We start from the raw sequence: 23,379 nt of genomic DNA, 5'->3' as shown, positions 1-23,379 counted from the left end.
GGCGCTCAGAGCGCGAGGCGCTCCCGGACCACCTGGGCGAGCCCCTGGGCCACGGCCCGGGCCCGGTCCGCGTCGGTGCACTCGACCATGACGCGGACGATCTGCTCGGTGCCCGAGGGCCGCAGCAGCACGCGCCCCTCGGCCCCGAGCACCCGGTTGGCCGCCTCGAGTGCAGCCACGACCTCGCGATCGGTCTCGACCCGGTACTTGTCCACCTCGGGCACGTTGATCAGTTCCTGTGGCAGCCGGTGCACGAACGAGGCCATCTCGGACAGCGGAGCCCCGAGGTCGGCCATCACGGTCATCAGCAGCAGTCCGGTCAGGGTCCCGTCGCCGGTGGTCGCGAACTCCGGGACGATGATGTGTCCGACCTGTTCGCCGCCGAGGCTGTAGCCGCCCTCGCGCATCGCCCGGAAGACGTAGCGATCGCCGACCGCGGTGCGGACGACGCGGATCCCGTGCTCGGCAAGGGCATGGTCGAGACCGAGGTTGCTCATCTGGGTGACGACCAGGGTGTCGTGGGCGAGCAGGCCGCGCTCCTGCATGGTGAGGGCCAGGATGCCCATGATCTGGTCGCCGTCGACGATGTCGCCGTCCTCGGCCGCGGCGATACAGCGGTCGCCGTCACCGTCCAGGGCGATCCCGAGGTCGGCGCCGTGCTCCAGGACGGCACGCTGCAGCTCGGCCGGGTGGGAGGCGCCGCAGCGGTCGTTGATGTTGGTGCCGTCGGGCTTGCCGTTGATCACCACGACCTCGGCGCCGAGCTGGCGGAAGGCGGCGGGGGCGGTCCGGTGGCCGGCGCCGTTGGCCAGGTCGAGCACGACCTTGAGTCCGACGAGGGAGACCTTCTCCCCCGCTGCGGAGCGTACGGAGCTGATCAGGTGGTGGACGTAGTCCTCGACCATTCCGGGAGAATCCATCACACGACCGATGGCGACGCCCATCGGGCGCCGCCAGGGCTGGAGCATGCGCTGCTCGATCGCGTCCTCCGTGGCGTCGTCGAGCTTGAGCCCGCCCCTGCGGAAGAATTTGATGCCGTTCTCCGGCATCGGGTTGTGGCTGGCCGTGAGCATCACGCCCATGTCGGCGCCACTGGCCTGCACCAGGTGGGCCAGGCCCGGGGTCGGCAGGATGCCGACCCGGACCACGTCCACTCCGGTGCTCGCCAAGCCGGCGACCACGGCGCACTCCAGGAACTCACCGCTGAGCCGCGGGTCGCGACCCACGACCGCCTTGCGGCGGCGGTCACCGGTGTCCTCGGTGAGGACCCGGGACCCGGCCACCGCAAGGTCGAGCGCAAGCTCAGCGGTGAGGTCCTGGTTCGCACGTCCGCGGATGCCGTCCGTGCCGAAGAGACGCCCCATGGCGCGACCGACCCCGCAGGGCCGTGATCAGCGCTTCGAGTACTGGGGAGCCTTGCGGGCCTTCTTCAGACCGGCCTTCTTGCGCTCCACCGCACGCGAGTCACGGGTCAGCATGCCGGCCTTCTTCAGACCCGCACGGCTGGCCTCGGCGTCGACGCCGTTGAGGCACCGGGCCACACCCAGACGCATGGCGCCGGCCTGGCCGGAGGGGCCACCACCGTGGACGCGGGCGATGACGTCATAGGCGCCCTCGACCCCGGCAACGACGAACGGCTCGTTCACCAGCTGCTGGTGGATCTTGTTCGGGAAGTAGTCCTCGAGGGTGCGGCCGTTCAGGGACCACTGACCGGTACCCGGCACGATCCGCACTCGGGCGACGGCCTCCTTGCGACGGCCGGTGGCCATGCCGGGAGCAATCATGGCCTGGCGCTCACCAGGAGCGACGGAGCCTTCGGCACCCTCACCCTCGGAGCGGTAGGCGATCTCGCGGTCACCCTCGGTGAAGGGGGCGATCTCCTCGACGGTCTCGGTGGTCTCTGCGACGTTTTCAGACACTTGGTTGATCCTCGGCAATCAGACGGTCACTGGGCGATCTGGACGATCTCATACGGCTGCGGATTCTGCGCCGCGTGCGGGTGCTCAGGGCCGCCATAGACCTTGAGCTTCTGGATGAGCTTCCGGCTCAGGCGGTTCTTGGGCATCATGCCCCAGGTCGCCAGCTCGACCGCCTTGCGCGGGTTCTTCTCGAGCAGCTCGCCGTACGGGACGGCGCGCAGGCCACCGGGCTGACCGCTGTGACGGTAGGCCATCTTGTCGGTGGCCTTCTTGCCCGTCAGGCGGATCTTGGAGGCGTTGATGACAACGACGAAATCGCCGCCGTCGACATGGGGGGCGAAGGTCGCCTTGTGCTTTCCGCGCAGCAGGGTCGCGGCGGTCACGGCGAGGCGGCCGAGGGTCACACCCTCGGCATCAATGACATGCCAATGGCGCTCGATCTCGCCGGGCTTCGGGCTGTACGTAGACACGGTCGGGGACCACTTCCACTAGGTAGTTGAACGTTACTCTGCGCACTGCGGCCGGACCGCCACGGCCCACACACACCCGGGATCCGGGGCACAGGCACCATGGCATGGCGTCGCCAAGCGCAACATCGGAATAGGTTACCCTCGTACGCGTCCCGGGTCAAAACGGGCCGGCGTACCACCGACCAGCGGGCTCCCGCCAGCGCGCATAGGCCTACGCACTTTTAGCATCCCACCCGGCGGCGTGCGGGCGTACCCCCGCCATAACCTCACCGGACCCCACCCTATCGTGCAGCCATGGAAGAGTCACTGACTGTCCGCGACAACCGCACCGGTGAGACGTACGAGCTGCCGATCACCGACGGCACCATCCGCGCCAAGGACCTCTATGCCGTCCGGGACGCGGCGGGCCAAGGGCTGGTGTCCTTCGACCCCGGCATGTTCAACACCGCAGTGTGCCATTCCTCGGTCGCCTACATCGATGGCGACGCGGGGATCCTGGACTACCGCGGCTACCCCATCGACGAGTTGGCCGAGCACTGCACCTACCTCGAGGTCGCCTACCTGCTGGTCTACGGAGAGCTACCTACTCCCCCCCAGCTCTCGGCCTGGGAGGCGGAGATCACGATCCACCGGTTCATCCCGGAGAACGTGAAGAAGCTGATCGACGCCTTCCCCTACGACGCCCACCCGATGAGCAAGCTGATGTCGGCGGTGAGCTCGTTCCACACCTTCTACCCGGAGTCCCGCGAGAGCGACGAGCAGCACCGCCCCGAACTGCAGATCCGCCGGCTGATCGCGAAGATGCCGACCCTGGCCGCCTTCTCCTACCGCCACTCCGAGGGCCTGCCGTTCGTCTATCCGGTCGACGACGTGCCGTACGTGGAGAACTTCCTGCGGATGCTGTTCAAGATGGGCGAGCGCGAGTACCGCCCCGACCCCCGGCTGGTCCGGGCCATGGACGTGCTCTTCATGCTGCACGCCGACCATGAGCAGAACTGCTCGACCACCACCGTGCGCACCGTGGCCTCCTCCGGCAACGGCCCCTACACCAGCGTCTCGGCCGGCATCGGCGCCCTCTTCGGCCCCCTGCACGGCGGCGCCAACGAGGCGGTGCTGCGGATGCTGCGCGAGATCGGCACCAAGGACCGGGTGCCGGAGTTCATCGCCGGGGTGAAGGCGGGCGGCGCCCGCCTGATGGGCTTCGGCCACCGGGTCTACAAGAACTACGACCCCCGGGCCCGCATCATCAAGAACACCGCCCATGACGTGTTCGAGGTGACCGGCGTCAACCCGCTGCTGGAGATCGCGCTGGAGCTGGAGCGGATCGCCCTGGAGGACGAGTACTTCGTCAAGCGCCGCCTCTACCCCAACGTGGACTTCTACTCCGGCCTGATCTACGAGGCGATGGGGTTCTCCCCGCAGATGTTCACCGTGTTGTTCGCGATCCCGAGGACCGCCGGCTGGCTGGCCCAGTGGCGCGAACAGGTGACCGACTCCGAGCAGAAGATCGTCCGCCCCAAGCAGATCTACACCGGGCACCCGCGCCGCGCGGTGGTCCCGCTGGACCAGCGCGGCTGAGGCCGACCCGTGGACCGGGCCGCCACCGACGGCGGACCGGTCCACGGGGACGTCCACCGGGCCGTAAATTGGGCCCCATGGCCTCTCGAACCGATGACCCGGACGACAAGTCCCTCGGCGACCTCTCCCCCGCCGAGATCTTCCGGAGGGGAAGCACCCGCGCGAAGGTGGTCAAGGAGCTGAGCCTGTGGATCGTCGCCGCGGTCTCGGCCGGTGCCGGAGCCCTCGGCATGCAGGTCGGCGGCAGCTGGGGTTGGTCCTTCCTCTGGTTCGCCGTGACCCTGGTCGTGATGATGTTCCTGCGAGCCCAGGTGCTGCGCGCCATCTCCCGACGGGCCGGAAGCGCCACCGCCGCCGCCATGGCCGCCGAGCGCCAGGCCGAGGAGATGGCCGCGGCCCTGCGCCGCGAGGAGCGGGCGGCCCGGCAGAAGGAGGCCGCCCACCGCCCCCGCAAGCCCCGGGCCAACCCCTACCGCAAGAAGAGCGCCTGATGCCGGGTCCGGCCTCCCCGCTGCCACACGCCCACCGCGAGATCGTCTCCTTCGTCCGCCGCAGCACGCGGATGAGCGAGTCGCAGGTCCGCAACTGGGACGCCCACCACGCCACCTGGGTGGTGCCGCTGGCCCACCGGGCCACCTCGACGTCGGTGGCGGACGGCCAGCTGTTCGACCAGGACGTGGTCTGGGGTCGTACGGCACCTCTGTGGCTGGAGATCGGCACAGGCAACGGTGAGGCCTGCGTGGCCATCGCCGGCCGCCACCCGGAGGTCAACTACCTGGGCTTCGAGGTGTTCAAGCCCTCCGTGGCCAGCGCCCTCGGCCTGGTCGCCCGCGAGGGGCTCGGCAACGTCCGGCTGGCCGAGGTCGACGGTGTCGACGCCCTGCGGCACTGGATCCCCTCGGGCAGTGTGGACCGGCTGATCACGTTCTTCCCCGATCCGTGGCACAAGGCGCGCCACCACAAGCGTCGCCTGGTCAACCCCACCACCGCCGAGCTGATCGCCGACCGGCTGCGTCCCGGCGGTTCGTGGCACCTGGCCACTGACTGGGAGGACTACGCCGTGCACATGCGGGAGGTGCTGGACGACCGCACCGACCTGGTCAACGCGTACGCCGACACCGGCGGCTGGGCACCGCGCCCCGACGAGCGTCCCGTCACCCGGTTCGAGCAGCGCGGCCTGGACGCCGGCCGCACCATCCGGGACCTGGTCTACGTCCGGGCCTCCTGACCCGCCAGCGGGCCCCTCACGGGCCCTGTGACCCGCCTCCCCACGTCGTCCCCGGACCTCGGGCGCCGCAGGTCGCCCGCGACCGTAGAGTGGGCCCATGTCCTTCCCCGATCGCCCCGGTGCCGCCCCCGGCAGCACGCGGTGGCGGTTGGACATCGCCTACGACGGTGCCGGTTTCAGCGGCTGGGCCCGCCAGCCCGACCGGCGCAGCGTGCAGGGCGAGCTGGAGCACTGGATCGGCCAGGTCCTCCGGTTGCCCGCCGCCCCGACGCTGACCGTGGCAGGACGCACCGACGCGGGCGTCCACGCCCGTGGACAGGTCGCGCACGTGGACCTGCCCGACGACGCCCCGGTCGACACCCTGCACCGCCGGCTCTACCGGGTGCTGGCGCCGGATGTGGTGGTCCGCGGCATCCGCCCGGCCCCGCCGGGCTTCGACGCCCGTTTCTCCGCGGCCTGGCGCCGCTACGTGTACCGGCTCGCCGACGAGCGCACCTTCCCCGACCCCCTGCTGCGCGGGCACGTGACCCGGGTGCGCGGCGAGCTGGACCTGGACCGCCTCGTCGCCGCCGGGCAGGACCTGCTCGGCCTGCGTGACTTCGCGGCCTTCTGCAAGCCCCGTGAGGGCGCCACCACCATCCGTACGCTGCTGGACTGCACGGCCGTCCGCCGAAGCGGCGAGCCGGGCACAGGGACGGTCGAGGTGACCGTCCGGGCCGACGCCTTCTGCCACTCCATGGTCCGCTCCCTGCTCGGGGCACTGACGGCGGTGGCGACCGGGGCGCGCACCCGGGAGTGGTTGCGCGAGGTCCGCGACGCCACCACGCGCCAGTCATCGGTGCTGGTGATGCCCGCGCACGGGCTCACCCTGGAGGAGGTCGGCTACCCCGCGGACGAGGAGCTCGCGGGGCGCGCGGCCGAGGCGCGGTCCGTACGTGTGCTGGACGGGACGACGGGAGGCTGCTGTGACTGAGCACTACTTCAGGACACCGGAGGGCGAGGAGCACCGCCGGACGATCCACGCCCGGCTGTGGGACCACCAGGTCGAGCTGCAGACCGCGAACGGGGTGTTCTCCGGCACCCGCCTCGACCCGGCCACCGCCGTGCTGCTGCGCGAGGTTCCCCCGCCGGACCGTACGGTGCGACGGGTGGCCGACGTCGGCTGCGGGTACGGCCCGATCGCCCTGGGGCTGGCGCTGGCCTGCCCCTGGCTGCAGGTGGACGCCGTCGACACCAACGAGCGCGCCCTGGCCCTGACCCGGGACAACGCCGCCGCCCTGGGCGTGGCCGACCGCGTGCGAGCGCTCTCCCCCGACGAGGTCGACCCGACCGCGACGTACGACGAGATCTGGTCCAACCCGCCGATCCGGATCGGCAAGGACGCCCTGCACGAACTGCTGCTCGGATGGCTGGCCCGACTGGCCCCGCAGGGCCGGGCGGTGATGGTGGTCGGCAAGAACCTCGGCGCGGACAGCCTGCAGCGCTGGCTGGGCGAGCAGGGCTGGCCGACCGACCGACTGGCCAGCGCGAAGGGCTTCCGCGTGCTGGAGACCCGTCCCCCTGCCGCAGTATGACGTGGACCACTTTTCACCCCTAGGGGTATGGATGCCGGTGGTCGTCGCGCGTTAGCGTGAATATCGACAGATTCACCGACCACCGAGGAGTACCCATGGGCATCGGCGACAAGGCCGCCAACAAGGCGGAGGAGCTCGGCGGCAAGGCCAAGGAGGCCGCCGGCCGCGCTACCGACAATGAACGACTCGAGGCGGAGGGCCAGGCCCAGCAGGGCAGCGCCAAGATGAAGCAGGTGGGCGAGGACGTCAAGGATGCCGCGAAGGACGCCGCCAACGACTTGGGCCGCGCCAAGGACCGCTTCTGATCCACCACGGCTCCCCCCCGGCCGTCATGACCCCGGACCCCCGCTGCGCGGGGGTCCGGGGTCGTCCAATTCCGCAAGGCTGTTCGCCCAGAGCGAATTGTCGATGTTTGGGTCAAGGGTGGGTCAAGCTTGGATCAGGTCTCGGCCCAGGTCCCCGCAGACCCTTGGGCGCATCCCTCGGCGCCACCTAGGCTCGGAACAACTCCGACGGCGGACCGATACCCGCGGCCGCAGCCGGGTGGGACCGGGTAGGGGAGGAACCGACCATGAGGACCCAGGGAAGCGACCTGACCGGTCGATCACGCCGGGATGCCCGGGAACGGGCCGGCCGCCGCGCCGGACCCGGCGCCCCCGTCCCCGGTCCCGTCGGACCCGCCGACCGGCTGGTGACCTGCACGATCCGCGACAGTCCCACCGTCCGGTCCCGGGCGGAGGCGGACGGGCACGTCCGGGTACGTGCCGGGAGGCGCTACTACTTCTGCTGCTCCGACTGCGCCGCCCTGTTCGATGCCGACCCGCTGGCGTACGTCCTGACCGCCTGACGACCGGCGTTCGCCGCAGGGAGACGATCCCATTGACGCGGCCAGCCACCCCGGTAATGTGGGGATCGACTCAGTTCGCAGTTACAGCGGCATACGCCGCGTGAAGGAGAAGACATGACCTACCAGCTGCCCGATCTTCCCTATGACTACAACGCTCTCGCCCCGGCCATCGTGCCGGAGATCATGGAGCTGCACCACGACAAGCACCACGCCACCTACGTGAAGGGCGCCAACACCGCCCTGGAGCAGCTGGCCGACGCGCGTTCGAACGGCAACTTCGGCGTCATCAACAAGCTGGAGAAGGACCTCGCCTTCAACCTGGGCGGCCACTTCAACCACTCGGTCTTCTGGACCAACATGACCCCGGACGGCTCCGAGCCCACCGGCGAGATCAAGACCGCGCTGGACGGTAAGTTCGGCGGCCTGGACTCCTTCAAGAAGGAGTTCTCCGCGGTGGCGCTGGGCATCCAGGGCTCCGGCTGGGCCGTCCTGGGCTACGACGGCCTGTCGCAGGACCTGCGCGTCTACCAGGTCTTCGACCACCAGGGCAACCTGCCGGTCGGCCAGACCCCGCTGCTGCTGCTCGACATGTGGGAGCACGCCTTCTACCTGCAGTACAAGAACGTCAAGGCGGACTTCGTGAACGCCTGGTGGGACGTCGTCAACTGGGACAACGTCAACGAGCGCCTCACCAAGGCCACCCAGGCCTGATCGTCGACCGATCACTGGTCGCTGAACGCTGATCTCCGTGGAGGGCGGGCCCGACGGGCCCGCCCTCTGCGTTTCCGGGGGTCAGTGGCCCACCACGCCCGGCCGGTCCAGCAGCCGCAGGACACCTAGCACCACCGCCGACATCGCGACCAGGACCACCGACAGGGCGATCGCGACCTCGATCTCGGTCTCGAACCCGACGAAGATCAGCAGCGGCATGGTCTGGGTCACCCCTTCCCTGTTGCCAGCGAAGAAGATCGTCGCGCCGAACTCCCCCACCGCACGGGCCCAGGCCAGGACGATCCCGCTGCCGATCGGCCGGGCAGCGAGCGGCACCTCGATCTTGCGGAAGACCTCCAGCTCGGTGGCACCCTCCACCGCGGCGGCCTCGCGTACGCTGCGGTCCACGGCCGCGAACCCGATCGTCGCCGATCGTACGAAGAAGGGGCCGGCGACGAACGCCTGGGCCATCACCACCGCGACAGTGGTGAACGGCAGGCTGATGCCCAGCACGGACAACGGCGCCCCGAGCAACCCCTGACGCCCGAAGGCCATCAGCAGGCCGATCCCCGCCACCATCGGCGGCAGCACGATCGGCAGGTCGATGACCAGCTGCACCAGCCCCCGCCCACGGAAGCGGTAGCGCGCCATCACGTACGCCAGCGGGGTGCCGAGAGCGATCACCACCAACGTGGAGATCGCCGACGTGGCGAGGCTGAGGCGGACGGCCGCGCCGATCGCGGGATCGACGAGGTGGCCCGTGCCCTGGGTGAGCGCCCGCCCGACCAGCGCCGCCAGCGGCACCGACAGCCCGAGGACCGACAGTGCCGCGGGAACCGCGAAGAGCCAGCGCTGACTCCGGCTGCGCCTCACTCCGAGGGGAGGTAGCCAGCGTCGAGGAGCACCTGGATGCCCTGTGGCGAGGCCAGGTAGTCGACGAACTGCCGGGCGGCCTCGGGGTGGTCGGCCTTCGTCACGGGAGCCACCTCGAGCGACAGCATGGCGTTCACGTCGTCGGGGATAGGCACCACGCCGACCTTCTCGTCCACGTCGGTGACGAAGACGATTCCCGCGTCGGCCTCGCCCAGGCCGACCTTGGCGACGATCGGCTTGACCCCCAGCTCACGGGAGGAGACGTTGGCCTTCACCCGGTCGGAGTAGCCCGGCTGCCCGGCGTCCATCTTCTGGAGGAAGGTGCTCACCGCCATGCCGATGGGCAACTGGTCCTCGGCGAGCAGCAGCTTCACTCCCGGCTTGGCCAGGTCCGCGGGCGACGAGATGCCGGCCGGGTTGCCGGGAGCCGTGACGATCGCCAGCTTGGTCCGCACGACGGGCCTGCTCGGGTCCGCGAGGACCAGGTCATCGGTCCCTGCCTGGGCCATCAGCTTGGGGTTGGCGGCGATCCACACGTCGGTGGTCGAGCCCTGCTTGAGCTGTTCGTACTGGGTCGGGGTGTGGCTGACCTCGAAGGCCGCCGTTGCCCCGGGCCTGGCGGCGGCGTAGGCCGCGGCGATCAGGTCGGTGTGGGCGGCGAGGGCGCCGGGTGCGTACACCTGCACCTCGCCCCCGACGACGCCGGTCGTCGACGCTGGGGCCGACGCGCCCGGCAGGGAACTGCTGGACGGTGCCGGGCCGCACGCGGCGACCAGGGCCAGGGGAAGGGTGGCGACGAGGGCAACGATGCGCTTCATCTGGGAGATCTCCTCGGGTCCGCCGACGCACCTGCCGCGTCGGCTACGGACCGGCGGTGGGGTGGTGCGAAGTGGGCCGACAGCGGGGACCTCGACACGACGGCGTGAACCGGTACCAGCACCCTAGACCGATACCCAGGGAGGTATACCCCTCCCCGGTGTGCCGAACGGAACGGGGCCGGGCCGTGGGCGGTCCCTCACTCCAGGTCGCGCTGCCAGGCGTCCATCCACTCCTGGGGGCGGCGCCGACGCAGGATCCCCCGCCTGATCGCGGCGTACGGCGCGTCGTGGGCCAGTTGCTCGTGCAGCGCCAGCATCCGGCTGACGGTGGTGGACCAGGGGTAGGCCTCGGCCCGCGCCCGGGCGGCGGCCCGCACCTGGTCACGCGGACGCTCCACCAGGGCGAGCAGGGCATCGGTCATCGCGACCGGCTCGGGCCGGGCGCTGGCCCCGCAGGTCTCGTCGACCAGCTCGTGCGCACCGCCGGTGTCGGCGGTCAGGATCGGCGTCCCGCTGGCCAGGGCCTCCAGCGCGGCCAGCCCGAACGTCTCCACCGGGCAGACGGAGAACGAGACGTCCGCCTCGGCGTAGCGCCGGGCGATCAGCTCGCGGTCCTTCTGGTAGCCGTGGAAGACGACCGGGGCATCACCCGCCTGCTCCTTCAGCTCCTCCAGGTCCGGGCCCGACCCGTACATGTCGAGCCGGAACGGCACTCCGCGTCGGTGCAGCTCCAGCGCCACGTCGACACCCAGCTGGGGGGACTTCTCCCGCGACATCCGGCCGACGTACACCAGCTTCAGCAGCCCGTCGTCGGCCGGGTGGCCCTTGGAGGGGTGGAACAGCTCCAGGTCGACGCCCAGGGGCACCTTGGTGACCTGTACGCCGTCCTCGGCGAACTCCTGGGCGGCGAAGTCGGAGGTGACCACGACCCGGTCGAAGCGCCGCCCGAGCGTACGGTTGCGGTGCTCCACCCAGGCGGAGATGTTGACCGACCCGCGCAGCCACAGGCTGGCCATCGTGTCCAGGCGCTCGTGGCTGAACAGCATGGAGCCGATGCCGCGGGCGGACGCCCACGAGGCGATCGGGGCCAGGGTCCACTTGTCGGAGATCTCCACCGAGGTGGGGCGGAAGTGGTCCAGCACCCGGAGCGCCCGACTGGGGGCGGTGATCATCCGGTAGCCGTTGCTCTTCACCGGCAGGCGCGGAGCCCGCACGTACACCACCATGCCGTGCTCGGTCTCCTCGAACCCGTCGCGCCGGCCCGGCACGACCAGGATCCGTTCGGCACCGGCGGCCTGGTAGCCCTCGCCGATGTTGTTGATGGCCGTACGCATGCCACCCGACTCGGGCCCGACGAAATTCGCCAGCTGGGCGATCCTCAGGTGTTTGTACGACTCGCTCACAGATCGATCCTCCCGCAGCCGCGCTGCTCCTTGGTCCCCCGCTACCCACAAGCTACCGGGGCGCCCATGCACGAAGGGCGCAGGAGGTCTCCCTCCTACGCCCTTCGACACGTCCTGCTGGTCAGGCCTTGTCGGCCTCGGCCTTGGTGTCCGCGGCCTTGGTGTCCGCGGCCTTGGTGTCCTCGGCCTTGGTGTCCTCGGCCTCGGCCTCTTCAGCCTCGACTGTCTCCTGCGGCGTGGCGGCGGCATCGAGGTCGGCCTGGGCGGCGTCGGCCTCGGTGACCTCGGCGTCATCGGCAGGCTCGGCGGCAGCGGCGACCGCAGCCTTGAGATCCTCGGAGGACCCGGTGGTGGTGGCCTTCTCGGCGCGCACCTTCGGGGTCACCTTGTCGGTGATGATCTCGATCTTGGCCATCGGGGCGTTGTCGCCCTGGCGGTTGCCGATCTTGGTGATGCGGGTGTAGCCACCGTCGCGGCCCTCCATGACGGGGGCGATCTCGGTGAACAGCACGTGCACGACGCTGGGGTCGGTGATGGTCTTCATGACCGTACGACGGGCGTGCAGGTCACCGCGCTTGGCCTTGGTGATCATCTTCTCGGCCAGCGGGCGAACGCGCTTGGCCTTGACCTCGGTGGTCACGATGCTGCCGTGCTCGAAGAGCTGGCTGGCCAGGTTGGCGAGGATGATGCGCTGGTGCGTCGCGCTGCCACCCAGACGGGGGCCCTTGGTGGGGGTAGGCATTGTTGTCTCTCCAGTTCAGTCTGAAACGTGGGCGGGTACCCGGGACTGCTCGTACGGAGCTTCCGCTCAGTACTGCTCGGTCTCCGCGAAGTCGGTGTCGTCTTCCTCGTCGTCGGTTCCCGCACCGGTGTAGGTGTAGGGATCGAAGCCGGGGGCGCTGTCCTTCAGTGCCAGGCCCATCGTGGCCAGCTGCTGCTTGACCTCGTCGATGGACTTCGAGCCGAAGTTGCGGATGTCGAGCAGGTCCTGCTCGGAGCGCGACACGAGCTCACCCACGGTGTGGATGCCCTCGCGACGCAGGCAGTTGTAGGAACGCACGGACAGGTTCAGGTCCTCGACCGGGAGTGCCAGGTCGGTGGCGTACTGGTCGTCGACCGGCGACGGGCCGATCTCGACGCCCTCGGCCTCGACGTTGAGCTCACGGAACAGGCCGAAGAGCTCGACGAGGGTACGACCGGCCGAAGCGACCGCGTCACGCGGGGTGATCGACGGCTTGGTCTCGACGTCCACGACGAGGCGGTCGAAGTCGGTACGCTGCTCGACTCGGGTCGCCTCCACCTTGTAGCTGACCTTCAGGACCGGGGAGTAGATCGAGTCGACCGGGATGCGGCCGATCTCGTGCTCGATCTCCTTGTTCTGGTCCGACGACACGTAGCCGCGGCCACGCTCGACCACGAACTCCATGTCCAGCGCGCCGTCACGGTTGAGCGTGGCGATGTGCAGGTCCGGGTTGTGGACCTCGACTCCGGCCGGGGGCTGGATGTCCGCCGCGGTGACCTCACCGGCACCTGCCTTGCGCAGGTACATGACGACCGGCTCGTCCTCCTCCGAGGTGAGCACGAGGCCCTTGAGGTTGAGGATGATCTCGGTGATGTCCTCGACCACACCAGCGATGGTGGAGAACTCGTGCAGGCTGCCGTCGACCTTGATGCTGGTCAGGGCAGCACCGGGGATCGAGGAGAGCAGCGTACGGCGCAGCGAGTTGCCGAGGGTGTAGCCGAAGCCGGGCTCGAGGGGCTCGATGACGAACCGCGAACGGTACTCGTCGATGACCTCTTCGCTCAGGTTGGGGCGCTGGGCGATCAGCATGTGTGTTCCTTTCCGCGTCCACCACTATTTGAGGGCGCGATTTTCCTGTCAGGGGTACGGCCGGTGCCGTACGACTCCGGGTGTGGGAGAGACGCCGTGCGGCAAATCCCCCGGGGGGTGAACCCGGCAGGAGGGGCTGCGGACAGCCCCTCCTGCCTGGTGGGTCACTTGGAGTAGAGCTCGACGATCAGCTGCTCCTGCACGTCGACCGTGATCTGCTCACGGACCGGCAGCTGGTGCACGAAGATCTTCATCTGGTTCGGACGGGCCTCGAGCCACGCCGGAACCGTACGCTCACCGTGGGTCTCACGGGCGATCACGAACGGATCGATGTTGAGCGACTTCTCCTTGACCTGCACGATGTCGTGGTCGGTCACGCGGAAGGAGGGGATGTTGACCTTCTTGCCGTTCACCAGGAAGTGTCCGTGGTTGACGAGCTGGCGGGCCTGACGACGGGTCGAGGCGAAGCCGGCGCGGTACACCACGTTGTCCAGGCGGGACTCGAGGATGCGCAGCAGGTTGTCACCGGTGCGACCCGGCTGGCGGTTGGCCTCCTCGTAGTACAGGGAGAACTGCTTCTCCAGCACGCCGTAGGCGAAACGCGCCTTCTGCTTCTCGCGCAGCTGCAGCGAGTACTCGGAGTCCTTGGTACGGCCGCGGCCGTGGACACCCGGCGGGTAGGGGCGGCGCTCGAAGGCCTTGTCGTTGCCGACGAGGTCAGTCCCGAGACGACGGGACTTCTTGGTCATGGGGCCGGTGTAACGGGCCATTCTGGTTCAGTCCTTTGCTAGTTCGTTCGGGATCAGACGCGGCGGCGCTTGGGCGGGCGGCAGCCGTTGTGCGGCACGGGCGTCACGTCGGAGATCGGGCCGATCTCCAGACCGAGCGCGCCCAGCGAACGGATCGCGGTCTCACGACCGGAACCCGGACCCTTGACGAACACGTCGACGCGCTTCAGGCCGTGCTCCATGGCACGACGACCGGCAGCCTCGGCTGCCATCTGAGCGGCGTACGGGGTGGACTTGCGGGAACCCTTGAAGCCGACGGTGCCGGCGGACGCCCAGGCGACCACCGCCCCGGTGGGATCGGTGATCGAGATGATCGTGTTGTTGAACGTGGACTTGATGTGGGCCTGGCCGGCGACCACATTCTTCTTTTCCTTGCGGCGCACCTTCTTGCCGGTGCTACGGCCTGCAGTTGCCATGAGAGTGTTCTTGCTCCTCGAAGAGTCTGTCAGTCAGTGAGCGGGAGAAGTGGTGTCACTTCTTCTTGCCGGCGACGGCCTTGCGCTTGCCCTTGCGCTGACGCGCGTTGGTGCGGGTGCGCTGGCCGCGAACCGGGAGACCGCTGCGGTGACGACGACCCTGGTAGGAGCCGATCTCGATCTTGCGGCGGATGTCTGCGGCGACCTCGCGGCGGAGGTCACCTTCGGTCTGGTAGTTGGCCTCCATGTGGTCACGGAGGGCGACCAGGTCGTCCTCGGTGAGCTCGTGGACGCGCTTGTCACCCGAGATGCCGGTGGCGGCGAGGGTCTCGAGGGCGCGGGTGTGGCCGATGCCGTAGATGTAGGTGAGGGCGACCTCAAGGCGCTTCTCGCGCGGCAGGTCAACACCGATCAGGCGTGCCATGGCGGGGTTCCTTTCCCGTTGGACAGGCGACGGAGCGGGTCTCCCGACCCGCATGGCTCCGTGGCCCGCGAAGGTGTCTGGCGTGAAGCGTCCCTGTCCGCCCGATACGTTCTTCTGGAGCAGGGCCTCGGCCTTCGTCCGAGGGTGGATCCGGGACAGCTGGTCCCGGGGTTGCATTCACGTTGTTGGTATTCGGTTGTTGTCCCGGACTGTGTCCGGCGAAGTACCCCGACTCGTTGACCCGTGGGTCGTCCAGCAGGGGTGGTGACGCGAGGCGCCCGGGGCAGCCCCCCGGTCTTCGACCGGGAGTGCAGCCAGGGTGCTCAGCCCTGGCGCTGCTTGTGGCGCGGGTTCTCGCAGATCACCATCACGCGACCGTGCCGGCGGATGACCTTGCACTTGTCGCAGATCTTCTTGACGCTCGGCTGAACCTTCATCGATCGTCTTTCTGAATCGGCGCAGGGCGTAGCCCGTACTTCACGGACTCCGCCCGACTGTGGTGGATGATTGGACGGCGGGCACGGGGCCCACCACCCGGGTTACTTGTGTCGGTAGACGATACGACCGCGGTTGAGGTCATAGGCCGAGACCTCGACAACCACCCGGTCGCTCGGCAGGATACGGATGTAGTGCTGCCGCATCTTGCCGCTGATGGTGGCCAGTACCTTGTGACCGTTGGACAGCTCGACCCGGAACATCGCGTTCGGGAGAGCCTCGACCACGGTGCCCTCGAGTTCGAGAACGCCTTCCTTTTTCGCCATGATCCTCGCATCGTCGATTCCGGCCCGCCGATCGGCGGGCACGTTGGCACACCGACACAGGTGACCAAGGACGTACTCTACCCGCCCCGGCAAGCATCAACAAATCCCGCGTGCCGGGATACCTGCGGCCCGCGGCGCACTCCTCAGGCGGCGGTTCGGAGCGGCTCCGCCGTCCGGCGGGGGACGGCGTGACCCTCGAGGTCGAACCGCTCGGGCACCGAGTAGAGCCCCTTCTCGCGGTACAGCTCCACGGACTCGTTCATCCGGTCCAGGATGTAGGGCGGGAACTCCATCCCGTTGCGATTGGCCCAGACCAAACGGGCCTCGAGCCGGCCGATCTCGCGGGCGTACGCCTCGATGTCCCGGTCCAGCCCGAAGGTGACCAGCAGGCCGCCTATGTCGCGCTTGTAGCGCTCCTCCCCGTTGGTGCCGACCAGGTTGTACGAGTAGCCGCGCAGTTGCTGGACCAGCCACATCTGCCAGGGTCGCATCCGGGCGGCCAGCCGTTCGGCCGACATCCGGTAGAAGGCGAAGTGTCCGGGCTCCTGGCGCTTGATCGGATGGACCACGGACTCGGCGATCGCGTCCTCGCCCAGCTCCTTCAGGCCAGCGGTGAAGCTGTTGTAGGCAAGCACGGCCTGGCGCTCGGTCGAGGCGCCGCTGAGGTAGAACATCATCCGCGACACGTCCTGGATCGGAGCCCAGTGCGCCAGGGCACCCAAGAGGTAGTGGGCCAGGCCGATGTGCAGGCTGGGGGTCGAGGGCGGCAGGCCGACCTCCAGGCACAACTGGTCCAGGATGAGGCCGTGCTGGATCTCCTGGGGCTGCCAGACGTCCTGGTAGAAGAAGCGGTCGTTCTCCCCCACCCCGGGGATCACCGCCAGGATCTCGAGCACGTTCCGGTCGACCTCGAGCTCGACCCGGGCCAGGTAGTTGAGGACGTGGCCGTAGCGAGAGCGCAGCACCTCGGGGTCGCGGACGGTGAAGTCGACGGAGGAGAGCGGGATCGGCGGATACAACTCACCCAGGCGCTCCACGTGGTCATGGATCTTCTGGGCGGTTACTTCCTTCTTCGGCACACCCCGAGTTTATTGGCCGCCACCGCCACGCCGAAAAAGGCGGGTGAGATCTTCGTCACCCCGCATCCCTCGCATCGCCGGGACATGAACCCGCCAAGCGGCCCGCAGGGCCACCGTACGGACACTTGGAGGGAGGGTTCTCAGCGTGCTCACAGGGGCGCCAGTGCGACCATCACGACGACCAGGAGCAGGAGCAGGGCGACCCCTGCGCCGACGACGCCGAGCACCACCATGCCGGCCCGTCCAGGGGCCTTGATCTCGGCCAGTTCCCCCGGGGCCGCCGTGCCGTCCTGTGCAACGATCGCGGGTTCCCGGTAGCTCGGGGCGTCCCCCACGACCTGGACCACCGGCACCAGGTCGCCCAGGGTCCTAGCGGCGAACACCCGGTCGAGGTGGGCCCGGTACTGCTCGTCGTCCAGTTTGCCGTCGGTGTAGGCCTCGTTCACCCGAGCGGTGAGTTCTTCGCGCTCCTGGTCGGTGACCGGCTTCTCGGGCGTGGATCGGTACCTGTACGGGACGGGCAGGTTGCTCATGGCCTCCAGCGTACCGGCGGGCGCCGGCCGGAGCGGGTGCGCGGCGCTGGCATGCTGGGGCGGTGCTGATCCTCCTGCCGCCCTCCGAGACGAAGTCCCCACGCACCCGGGGGCGGGCCACCGACCCGGCGACGCTGTCCTTCCCCGAGCTGGCCGGTGCTCGGCGTACGGTCCAGGCAGCCCTGGCCGAGGTGTCGGGCCGACCCGACGCCGCCGACCTGCTCGGGGTGCCGCCGTCCTTGGTCGAGGACCTCCGGCGCAACACCGAGCTGGCCGGTTCCCCCGCCACCCCTGTCGGCGAGTTCTACACCGGCGTATTGTACGACGCGCTCGACCTGCCGACCCTCACCGGCCCCGCGCGCCGGCGGGCGAACGCCTGGCTGGTGGTGGTCTCGGCGGCCTTCGGTGCCCTGCGGATGACGGACCGGGTCGGCGCCTACCGGCTGGCGATGGACGTCGACCTACCCGGGGTGGGCCGGCTCGGCCCGTGGTGGCGGCCGCACCTGGACGCCCCGCTCACCGCGGCCGCCGGCACCGGACCGGTGGTCGACTGCCGTTCCTCGACGTACGCCACCGCCTGGCGCCCGACCGGCGCGGTGGCGAGGCGCTGGGTCCAGGTGGTGGTGCCCGGGGCGAGCCACTGGGCCAAGCACACCCGCGGGCTGGTGGCCCGCCACCTGTGCGAGCACGGCTCGAGCGCCCGGACGCCGCGCGCCCTGGCCGAGGAGCTGTCGTCGGCCTTCGAGGTCGAGCTGACCCCGCCCGTCCGTGAGGGGCAGCCCTGGCAGCTGGCCACCACCCCGCCGGCCTGAGCCGTCGCCCGGGCCGGACGCGTCAGGCGAGCTCGGGCTGCAGGCCGAGCTGGCCGACCAGCCCGGCACGGTACTCGGGGGTGGACACCTCCGCCAGCTCCCGGCGGGCCCGGTCGAGCCGGTCGTCGACGTGCAGCCGCTCGCGGACGTCGTCGGCCCCGGTCCCCTCGGCGAAACGGTCCAGCCTTTCCACCGCCGAGCGGACCAGACGGACCCGGGCCGCCTGCTGGGCGTCCAGGCGCCGGGCGTACCAGTCGCTGGCCAGCACGTTCTCGCGGGTGAAGAGCTCACGCACCCCCGGGTCGTCCAGGGTCCGGCCGTCGGCGGTCGCCCCGAACGCCATCACCTCGAGCAGCGCCCGCAGCGGCGGGCACGCCGCATCGGCCGTGCCGTCCTCGAAGTAGGCCCGGGCCACCCGCTGGTGGGTGGTGACGATCGTGTCGATGCTCTCGGCGAAGACCGCCGGGTCCTGCAGCTCGGGTCGCAGCATCTCCTCGGTGAACACCACGTCGGGGTGCATGAAGATCCGACCGAAGTAGGCGGTGGCGAACCGCTGGGTCATCCGGTAGCCGAGCCTGCCCGCGAGCACCGTCCGCCCGTCGACCTCCATGTCCTCCACCCGCTCCAGGTAGCCACCGGCGACGAGGGCGGACGCGTCCCGCTCCTCCGGGCTCATCCGGGAGAAGACCTCCGGCACCAGCAGGCTGATGTCGTGGTCGACCCGCACCTGCGGACCGACGTACCCGGCGCAGGAGACCCAGCCGTCGTAGCCGGTCAGCACGTACGAGAGCAGGGCCGCGTTCAGGTCGTAGACCGCCGGCAGCGCGTTGAACGGGCCCTTGGTGAGTGCTCCCTCCGACCCGGCGCCGGTGGTCGAGGGCGACTTGCCGGTCATCGAGCTGATGAACTCCATGAACAGCTCGGGCAGCTCCAGGTAGTGCAGCGGGTTGAACGCACACAGCGGCGGTACGCCGGGTTCGGGCGGGTTGTTCCGCCGGCCCGCGGCGACCACGTCCACCGAGACCGGCGCGGGCCTGGTCATCGGGACCCGCCGGTGCAGGTGCATCGCCAGGTCGGCCAGCGCCGTCGCCTCCGGATCGGCCAGGTCGGGGCGGACCTGCAGGTAGCGGGGGTTCCTGGAGGGCTTGCCGTCGACCAGTCGCGGGTTGGCCGAGGAGACGAAGTAGGCCGGCGAGGTGCCCTCGGGCAGGTCCGCGGCCCGCCGGACGAGGTCCTGGATCGGCTCGCTGAACTGGCTGAACGCCATCGCGTCGTCCCGCATCGCCCGCGCGTCGTCGTGGTCCAGTGGCTGGAAATTGGACAGGAAGGTCTCCGAACCGGAGATGTCCCGCTCGGCCTGCTTGTCGTAGCCGCGGTGGATCGCATCGTCGGGTCGCTGGAACAGCAGCCGCTCGCAGTTGGCGACGACCTTGCGGGACAGCTCCCCCGGCAGCCCGAGCAGCCGGGCCGGAACCACCGTGCTGGCGGTGATGTCGTCCTCGGTCTGCACCTTCGTCGCCGGGCTGAAGTCGGGCCGCAGGCTGAACAGGCGCCAGGCGCCCTCCTCGTCGAAGCCGACGCGCAGCATGCTGACGATCACCCGCTCCCCGTCCAGCCGCAGCGCGTTGCCGCTGCGGCCGTTCATGATGCCGACGGTGAAGTGGCTGCGCCAGTCCGCTCCCCACTCGGGGCGGTAGGAGCGCTTGACCACGAAGACGAGTTCCTTGATGTGCTGGGGCACCGAGCGCAGCCACTCGTTGTACTCCCAGGTGTAGTCGGCCGAGGGTGTCAGCAGCTTGATCACGCTGCCCATGCTGCGGCGGTCGCTGAGCACCGGCCGGTGGTCCAGGCCGTTGCGGGCCGGGTCGGCGAACCGGTTGGCGAAGTCCCGGGCCAGGATCGCGGTGACCGTCTCGATGTCGGCGTCGAAGTCCTTGACGTACGCGCTGCCGTAGACGAAGGCGTCGGTGATCGCCTTGGAGATCTCGGACTTGCCGCCGCCGGAGACGGTGCTGGGCTTGTGGCAGGAGGTGGAGCGGGGCGCGGTGCCGGTCAGCGTCCACTGGGTCCGGTCGGTCTCGGACTGGCTCATCCGGATCCGGTAGCCGTCCGGGGTGAGGTAACGACGATCCGCGCGCAGCGGGATCGAGCAGCGGCCACCGTGGCCGTCGTCCCAGGCCACGGTGCGCTCGCGCAGGCTGAAGACGGACCTCCCCGGCACCATCACCAGTCCCGGGTCCGACGGGTCGAGGGCGTGTCCCTCGGACTGGCGGACGAAGCGGCAGCCCTCCTGGGCGAGCACGTCGGCCAGGGTCCAGTCGTCACCGCCGTACTTGTCGTAGAACTCCTGGCCCTCGTTGTAGCTGGGGAAGACCAGGGCCCCGCCGGAGTGCTCCTCCTCCGCCCCGCCGAACAGGTTCGCGGAGTAGCCGATCTGGGTCTTGACCTCCTTCTTGCAGTAGCCGAAGTAGTTGTCGGCGATCACGGTGACGATGACCCCGGCGGCGGTCCGGGCGCAGACCTTGAAGGCCTTCCCGCCGTTGTACAGCTCGCCCTCGTCCTGCCAGCACTGCCCGTCGCGGCGCTGGCGCTCGGTCGCCTGGTCCCGGTGCGGCAGGCCCAGTTCGCGCTTGGTGAAGGTGACCAGGTGCGGGGCGAGGATCACGCAGCCGGTGGTGCCGGTCCAGTGCTCGGCGTCCAGCGCTGCGTCGTTCTCGGGCAGCTGGGGGTCGCCGGCGTTGCCGAAGATCCCCTCGACGAAGTCCAGGTTGCTGACCAGGCCACCGGGGACGATGAAGCGGACCTCCATCGTCCGCTCCGCCGAGACCCCCGGGACGGCGGGCACCACTACCGGACGCAGCAGGAGGGAGGCGAAGGAACGTGCCGGGGCGTCCCAGCGCGCCGACCAGGGCAGCTCGAGCGCCTCCTGCGGCGGCTGCAGGGCCAGCTCCAGCAGGCGGCCGAAGACGTCCTTGGGGACCGCGATCTTGTCGTCCGGGATCGGCAGGCCGCCCTCGGCGATGTGGAACACGCCGGCGGTGGTGCGCCGGTCGCTGGTCGGGTTGTGCAGCACCCCGTTCAGCAGGCGGTAGCTGGACACGTACGCCGAGCTGAAGGAATCACCGTCCATCGGCAGCGAGAGTCCGCGGGCAAGCCCGGGCTGGTCCAGGACCAGCGTCGTCGGGGGCAGGGCCGGGCGGGCCGCCGTGTCGGCGAGGTACTCGTCGAGGAAGGCCTGGATCCGGGCGTCGACCGGGCAGAGCCGGTCGGCCAGGCGCCGGCCGAGCTCGCGCTGGCGGGCCAGCAGCGGGGCGACCAGCCGGGCCTCGGCACCGCCGGCACTGTCCTCGGCCACCGGGAGACCGAGGAGGGCGAGTCGGACGGTGATCGCGGCCTGGACGTCGGAGGTTGCCATGCAACCATCCTGCGCACCCGGCGCGGTCCCGGTGGACACCACCCCCCGGTTGGTCGGACCATCGGGATGGCTAGAATCCCGCGCGCGACATGCCCGCGCTCAGCCCAGCAGCGTACGGTCGCTGAGGGCCTCGGTGGCGCCGCGCACCTTCCCGAACTCGGCCAGCAGGTCCGGGACGGTGGCCCGCTCCTTCGCGCCGGCATCGATCTCGAAGATGATCTCGCCCTCGTGCATCATGATCAGCCGGTTGCCCAGCTGGAGCGCCTGCTCCATGTTGTGGGTCACCATCAGGGCGGTGAGCCCGTGCCGGGCGACGGCCTCGCCGGTCAGCCGGGTCACCAGCGCGGCGCGCTGCGGGTCCAGGGCGGCGGTGTGCTCGTCGAGCAGCAGGATCTCCGGCTCGCTGAAGGTCGCCATCAGCAGCGACAGGGCCTGGCGCTGGCCACCGGAGAGCATCCCGACCCGTACGCCGAGCCGGTCCTCCAGTCCCAGCTCCAGCGCCGCCAGCTCCTCGCGGAAGCGGGACCTCTTGGCGGCCGAGACGCCCCGGCGCAGGCCGCGGCGCCGGCCCCGGGACAGCGCCATGGAGAGGTTCTGCTCGATCGTCATGTGCGGGGAGGTACCGGCCATCGGGTCCTGGAAGACCCGGCTGATGTACCGGGCGCGCTGGTGGTCGGCCAGCCGGGTGACGTCGGCACCGTCCACGCGCAGGATCCCCGCCTCCGAGCGGTGGGCGCCGGAGATCACGTTCAGCAGCGTCGACTTGCCGGCGCCGTTGGAGCCGATGATGGTGACGAAGTCGCCCTCGCGCAGGGTCAGTGAGACCGACTTCAGGGCGATCCGCTCGTTGACGGTGTGCGGGTAGAAGACCTTGGTGATGTTGGTCAGCTCGAGCTTGGGATGGCTCATCGGTGTGCCTCCTTGCCGATGGCGACCGGCTCCGGCTCGTCGAAGGGTTCGGTGAGCTTGTCCAGCCGCTCCTGGCGGCTGTTGCGGTAGCGTCGGACGACGTCCCACTTCGGCAGCAGCAGGGCCACCACGACCAGGACCGCCGAGATCAGCTTCATGTCGTTGGGGTTCAGGCCGACCATCAGCGCGATCTGGATGACCACCCGGTAGACCACTGAGCCGACCACCACGGCGGAGGCGGCGATCAGGACCGTACGCTGCCCGAAGATGGCCTGGCCGATGATGACCGAGGCCAGGCCGGCCACGATCAGGCCGATGCCCATGCCGATGTCGGCGAAGCCCTGGTACTGGGCGATCAGTGCCCCGCAGAGGGCCACCAGTCCGTTGGACAGGGCCAGGCCGAAGATCTTCATCGCGTCGGTGTTGACGCCGAGGGAGCGGATCATCGACTCGTTGTCACCGGTCGCCTGCATCGCCAGGCCCATGTCGGTGGACAGCAGCCAGACCAGCAGGGCGGCCACGATGACGGCCAGTCCGAGGAAGACCAGTACCGAGACCGGGGTCCCGAGCAGCCGGGCGTCGCGCAGCGGGGACATGATGGTCTGGGCCCGCAGCAGCGGCACGTTCGCACGTCCCATGATCCGCAGGTTGATCGAGTAGAGCGCGATCTGGGTCAGGATGCCGGCCAGCAGCGGGTTGATCCCGCCCTTGGCGTGCAGCAGGCCGGTGATCGAGCCGGCCACCAGGCCGGCGCCGATCGAGGCGACCGTCGCCAGCCAGGGGCTGACTCCGGAGACGATCAGGGCGGCGGCGGTGGCTGCTCCGGTGGTGAACGATCCGTCGACCGTCAGGTCGGCGAAGTCGAGGATCCGGAACGAGATGTAGACCCCCAACGCCATCACGGCGAAGACCAGCCCCAGGTCCAGTGCGACGATCATGCGGGCTCCTTCTTCGGTGGTGCCACCCCCGTGCGCACGGCGGGGCGGTGCG

At 69.8% G+C, this 23,379-nt stretch carries 27 protein-coding genes; 9 read left to right on the top strand and 18 right to left on the bottom strand.

Going from position 1 to position 23,379, the window contains the following annotated elements; translation table 11 throughout:
• Window positions 1-5: 5 nt before the first annotated feature.
• Genes glmM through rplM form a run of 3 tightly spaced genes read right to left on the bottom strand, consistent with a single transcriptional unit; the run spans window position 6 to window position 2,389 of the window.
• Complete coding sequence (glmM, locus tag GA0111570_RS15565) at window positions 6-1,364, bottom strand: phosphoglucosamine mutase (protein ID WP_092613426.1); 1,359 nt, start codon at window positions 1,362-1,364, stop codon at window positions 6-8.
• Between the two features lie 27 nt (window positions 1,365-1,391).
• Entirely contained in the window at window positions 1,392-1,919 is a 528-nt protein-coding gene (rpsI, locus tag GA0111570_RS15560; protein ID WP_092613424.1) for a 30S ribosomal protein S9, read from the bottom strand.
• A 26-nt stretch (window positions 1,920-1,945) separates the two neighbouring features.
• Entirely contained in the window at window positions 1,946-2,389 is a 444-nt protein-coding gene (gene rplM, locus GA0111570_RS15555) for a 50S ribosomal protein L13 (protein ID WP_092613422.1), read from the bottom strand.
• A 294-nt stretch (window positions 2,390-2,683) separates the two neighbouring features.
• On the opposite strand from rplM, the gene GA0111570_RS15550 reads away from it, so the two are divergent.
• From GA0111570_RS15550 to GA0111570_RS15515, 8 genes are all read left to right on the top strand, one after another.
• A complete protein-coding gene (locus GA0111570_RS15550) occupies window positions 2,684-3,967 on the top strand; it encodes a citrate synthase (protein WP_092613420.1) in 1,284 nt (427 codons plus the stop codon).
• Window positions 3,968-4,044: 77 nt separating this feature from the next.
• Window positions 4,045-4,458 carry a hypothetical protein gene (locus tag GA0111570_RS15545; RefSeq protein WP_092613418.1) on the top strand — a complete coding sequence of 138 codons (414 nt, stop codon included), beginning with the start codon at window positions 4,045-4,047 and terminating at the stop codon, window positions 4,456-4,458.
• Window positions 4,458-5,195, top strand: a complete 738-nt coding sequence (trmB, locus tag GA0111570_RS15540; protein WP_092613416.1) for a tRNA (guanosine(46)-N7)-methyltransferase TrmB — start codon at window positions 4,458-4,460, stop codon at window positions 5,193-5,195. Before GA0111570_RS15545 ends, trmB begins: the two co-directional genes overlap by 1 nt.
• A gap of 97 nt (window positions 5,196-5,292) precedes the next feature.
• Window positions 5,293-6,168 (top strand): tRNA pseudouridine(38-40) synthase TruA, encoded by an 876-nt coding sequence (gene truA, locus GA0111570_RS15535; RefSeq protein WP_092613414.1) that lies wholly within the window; start codon window positions 5,293-5,295, stop codon window positions 6,166-6,168.
• Window positions 6,161-6,769 carry a class I SAM-dependent methyltransferase gene (locus tag GA0111570_RS15530; protein ID WP_092613412.1) on the top strand — a complete coding sequence of 203 codons (609 nt, stop codon included), beginning with the start codon at window positions 6,161-6,163 and terminating at the stop codon, window positions 6,767-6,769. Before truA ends, GA0111570_RS15530 begins: the two co-directional genes overlap by 8 nt.
• A gap of 95 nt (window positions 6,770-6,864) precedes the next feature.
• A complete protein-coding gene (locus GA0111570_RS15525; RefSeq protein ID WP_092613410.1) occupies window positions 6,865-7,074 on the top strand; it encodes a CsbD family protein in 210 nt (69 codons plus the stop codon).
• A 266-nt stretch (window positions 7,075-7,340) separates the two neighbouring features.
• Entirely contained in the window at window positions 7,341-7,616 is a 276-nt protein-coding gene (locus tag GA0111570_RS15520; protein ID WP_092613408.1) for a YHS domain-containing protein, read from the top strand.
• A 114-nt stretch (window positions 7,617-7,730) separates the two neighbouring features.
• Window positions 7,731-8,327: a superoxide dismutase gene (locus tag GA0111570_RS15515; protein WP_092613406.1), complete on the top strand. Its 597-nt coding sequence runs from the start codon at window positions 7,731-7,733 to the stop codon at window positions 8,325-8,327.
• A gap of 81 nt (window positions 8,328-8,408) precedes the next feature.
• Here the strand turns inward: GA0111570_RS15515 and GA0111570_RS15510 are convergent, their stop codons facing one another.
• The 12 genes from GA0111570_RS15510 to GA0111570_RS15455 form a co-directional block, all read right to left on the bottom strand.
• Window positions 8,409-9,200 carry an ABC transporter permease gene (locus GA0111570_RS15510; RefSeq protein ID WP_092613404.1) on the bottom strand — a complete coding sequence of 264 codons (792 nt, stop codon included), beginning with the start codon at window positions 9,198-9,200 and terminating at the stop codon, window positions 8,409-8,411.
• Window positions 9,197-10,018, bottom strand: coding sequence for a molybdate ABC transporter substrate-binding protein (gene modA, locus GA0111570_RS15505; RefSeq protein WP_092613403.1), 822 nt, complete (start codon window positions 10,016-10,018; stop codon window positions 9,197-9,199). Before modA ends, GA0111570_RS15510 begins: the two co-directional genes overlap by 4 nt.
• A gap of 197 nt (window positions 10,019-10,215) precedes the next feature.
• A complete protein-coding gene (locus tag GA0111570_RS15500; RefSeq protein ID WP_342689717.1) occupies window positions 10,216-11,421 on the bottom strand; it encodes a glycosyltransferase in 1,206 nt (401 codons plus the stop codon).
• Between the two features lie 121 nt (window positions 11,422-11,542).
• The gene (gene rplQ, locus GA0111570_RS15495) at window positions 11,543-12,163 is read right to left on the bottom strand and encodes a 50S ribosomal protein L17 (protein ID WP_092613402.1); all 621 of its coding nucleotides are present in this window, start codon (window positions 12,161-12,163) and stop codon (window positions 11,543-11,545) included.
• A 66-nt stretch (window positions 12,164-12,229) separates the two neighbouring features.
• Window positions 12,230-13,252: a DNA-directed RNA polymerase subunit alpha gene (locus GA0111570_RS15490; protein WP_092613400.1), complete on the bottom strand. Its 1,023-nt coding sequence runs from the start codon at window positions 13,250-13,252 to the stop codon at window positions 12,230-12,232.
• A 164-nt stretch (window positions 13,253-13,416) separates the two neighbouring features.
• Entirely contained in the window at window positions 13,417-14,022 is a 606-nt protein-coding gene (gene rpsD / locus GA0111570_RS15485) for a 30S ribosomal protein S4 (protein ID WP_092613398.1), read from the bottom strand.
• 32 nt (window positions 14,023-14,054) lie between these two features.
• Window positions 14,055-14,456, bottom strand: a complete 402-nt coding sequence (gene rpsK / locus GA0111570_RS15480) for a 30S ribosomal protein S11 (protein WP_092613396.1) — start codon at window positions 14,454-14,456, stop codon at window positions 14,055-14,057.
• Between the two features lie 55 nt (window positions 14,457-14,511).
• Window positions 14,512-14,880, bottom strand: coding sequence for a 30S ribosomal protein S13 (rpsM, locus tag GA0111570_RS15475; protein ID WP_092613394.1), 369 nt, complete (start codon window positions 14,878-14,880; stop codon window positions 14,512-14,514).
• Between the two features lie 323 nt (window positions 14,881-15,203).
• Window positions 15,204-15,317: a 50S ribosomal protein L36 gene (rpmJ, locus tag GA0111570_RS15470; protein WP_020575560.1), complete on the bottom strand. Its 114-nt coding sequence runs from the start codon at window positions 15,315-15,317 to the stop codon at window positions 15,204-15,206.
• 102 nt (window positions 15,318-15,419) lie between these two features.
• A complete protein-coding gene (gene infA / locus GA0111570_RS15465) occupies window positions 15,420-15,641 on the bottom strand; it encodes a translation initiation factor IF-1 (RefSeq protein WP_092613392.1) in 222 nt (73 codons plus the stop codon).
• 143 nt (window positions 15,642-15,784) lie between these two features.
• Window positions 15,785-16,720, bottom strand: coding sequence for a GTP-binding protein LepA (locus GA0111570_RS15460; protein ID WP_175557535.1), 936 nt, complete (start codon window positions 16,718-16,720; stop codon window positions 15,785-15,787).
• Between the two features lie 149 nt (window positions 16,721-16,869).
• On the bottom strand, window positions 16,870-17,253 hold the full coding sequence (locus tag GA0111570_RS15455) for a DUF1707 SHOCT-like domain-containing protein (RefSeq protein WP_092613390.1): 384 nt from the start codon (window positions 17,251-17,253) through the stop codon (window positions 16,870-16,872).
• Window positions 17,254-17,315: 62 nt separating this feature from the next.
• Here GA0111570_RS15455 and GA0111570_RS15450 point away from each other — a divergent pair, with 62 nt between their 5' ends.
• Window positions 17,316-18,065, top strand: a complete 750-nt coding sequence (locus GA0111570_RS15450) for a YaaA family protein (protein ID WP_092613388.1) — start codon at window positions 17,316-17,318, stop codon at window positions 18,063-18,065.
• A 22-nt stretch (window positions 18,066-18,087) separates the two neighbouring features.
• Here GA0111570_RS15450 and GA0111570_RS15445 read toward each other — a convergent pair whose 3' ends face one another.
• From GA0111570_RS15445 to GA0111570_RS15435, 3 genes are all read right to left on the bottom strand, one after another.
• Entirely contained in the window at window positions 18,088-21,480 is a 3,393-nt protein-coding gene (locus tag GA0111570_RS15445; RefSeq protein ID WP_092613386.1) for a PPi-type phosphoenolpyruvate carboxykinase family protein, read from the bottom strand.
• 99 nt (window positions 21,481-21,579) lie between these two features.
• Entirely contained in the window at window positions 21,580-22,389 is an 810-nt protein-coding gene (locus GA0111570_RS15440) for an ABC transporter ATP-binding protein (protein ID WP_092613384.1), read from the bottom strand.
• Window positions 22,386-23,327: an ABC transporter permease gene (locus GA0111570_RS15435; RefSeq protein WP_092613382.1), complete on the bottom strand. Its 942-nt coding sequence runs from the start codon at window positions 23,325-23,327 to the stop codon at window positions 22,386-22,388. The genes GA0111570_RS15440 and GA0111570_RS15435 overlap by 4 nt, the downstream gene beginning before the upstream one ends.
• Window positions 23,328-23,379: the final 52 nt, after the last annotated feature.

The organism is Raineyella antarctica (genome assembly GCF_900092135.1).
GTDB classification, from domain to species: domain Bacteria; phylum Actinomycetota; class Actinomycetes; order Propionibacteriales; family Propionibacteriaceae; genus Raineyella; species Raineyella antarctica.
Note: the sequence above shows the minus strand (reverse complement) of the source record. Positions and strands in the feature narration are given on the sequence as shown.

What these genes read in the sequence shown, in the direction of transcription:
- rpsK (WP_092613396.1), bottom strand. Translation starts at nt 14,456, where the DNA reads ATGGCAACTGCAGGCCGTAGCACCGGCAAGAAGGTGCGCCGCAAGGAA.
- rpsM (WP_092613394.1), bottom strand. Translation starts at nt 14,880, where the DNA reads ATGGCACGCCTGATCGGTGTTGACCTGCCGCGCGAGAAGCGCCTTGAG.
- GA0111570_RS15490 (WP_092613400.1), bottom strand. Translation starts at nt 13,252, where the DNA reads ATGCTGATCGCCCAGCGCCCCAACCTGAGCGAAGAGGTCATCGACGAG.
- modA (WP_092613403.1), bottom strand. Translation starts at nt 10,018, where the DNA reads ATGAAGCGCATCGTTGCCCTCGTCGCCACCCTTCCCCTGGCCCTGGTC.
- GA0111570_RS15525 (WP_092613410.1), top strand. Translation starts at nt 6,865, where the DNA reads ATGGGCATCGGCGACAAGGCCGCCAACAAGGCGGAGGAGCTCGGCGGC.
- infA (WP_092613392.1), bottom strand. Translation starts at nt 15,641, where the DNA reads ATGGCGAAAAAGGAAGGCGTTCTCGAACTCGAGGGCACCGTGGTCGAG.
- rpsD (WP_092613398.1), bottom strand. Translation starts at nt 14,022, where the DNA reads ATGGCCCGTTACACCGGCCCCATGACCAAGAAGTCCCGTCGTCTCGGG.
- GA0111570_RS15440 (WP_092613384.1), bottom strand. Translation starts at nt 22,389, where the DNA reads ATGAGCCATCCCAAGCTCGAGCTGACCAACATCACCAAGGTCTTCTAC.
- GA0111570_RS15515 (WP_092613406.1), top strand. Translation starts at nt 7,731, where the DNA reads ATGACCTACCAGCTGCCCGATCTTCCCTATGACTACAACGCTCTCGCC.
- GA0111570_RS15520 (WP_092613408.1), top strand. Translation starts at nt 7,341, where the DNA reads ATGAGGACCCAGGGAAGCGACCTGACCGGTCGATCACGCCGGGATGCC.
- rplQ (WP_092613402.1), bottom strand. Translation starts at nt 12,163, where the DNA reads ATGCCTACCCCCACCAAGGGCCCCCGTCTGGGTGGCAGCGCGACGCAC.
- rpmJ (WP_020575560.1), bottom strand. Translation starts at nt 15,317, where the DNA reads ATGAAGGTTCAGCCGAGCGTCAAGAAGATCTGCGACAAGTGCAAGGTC.
- truA (WP_092613414.1), top strand. Translation starts at nt 5,293, where the DNA reads ATGTCCTTCCCCGATCGCCCCGGTGCCGCCCCCGGCAGCACGCGGTGG.
- GA0111570_RS15545 (WP_092613418.1), top strand. Translation starts at nt 4,045, where the DNA reads ATGGCCTCTCGAACCGATGACCCGGACGACAAGTCCCTCGGCGACCTC.
- GA0111570_RS15435 (WP_092613382.1), bottom strand. Translation starts at nt 23,327, where the DNA reads ATGATCGTCGCACTGGACCTGGGGCTGGTCTTCGCCGTGATGGCGTTG.
- trmB (WP_092613416.1), top strand. Translation starts at nt 4,458, where the DNA reads ATGCCGGGTCCGGCCTCCCCGCTGCCACACGCCCACCGCGAGATCGTC.
- GA0111570_RS15455 (WP_092613390.1), bottom strand. Translation starts at nt 17,253, where the DNA reads ATGAGCAACCTGCCCGTCCCGTACAGGTACCGATCCACGCCCGAGAAG.
- GA0111570_RS15445 (WP_092613386.1), bottom strand. Translation starts at nt 21,480, where the DNA reads ATGGCAACCTCCGACGTCCAGGCCGCGATCACCGTCCGACTCGCCCTC.
- glmM (WP_092613426.1), bottom strand. Translation starts at nt 1,364, where the DNA reads ATGGGGCGTCTCTTCGGCACGGACGGCATCCGCGGACGTGCGAACCAG.
- GA0111570_RS15550 (WP_092613420.1), top strand. Translation starts at nt 2,684, where the DNA reads ATGGAAGAGTCACTGACTGTCCGCGACAACCGCACCGGTGAGACGTAC.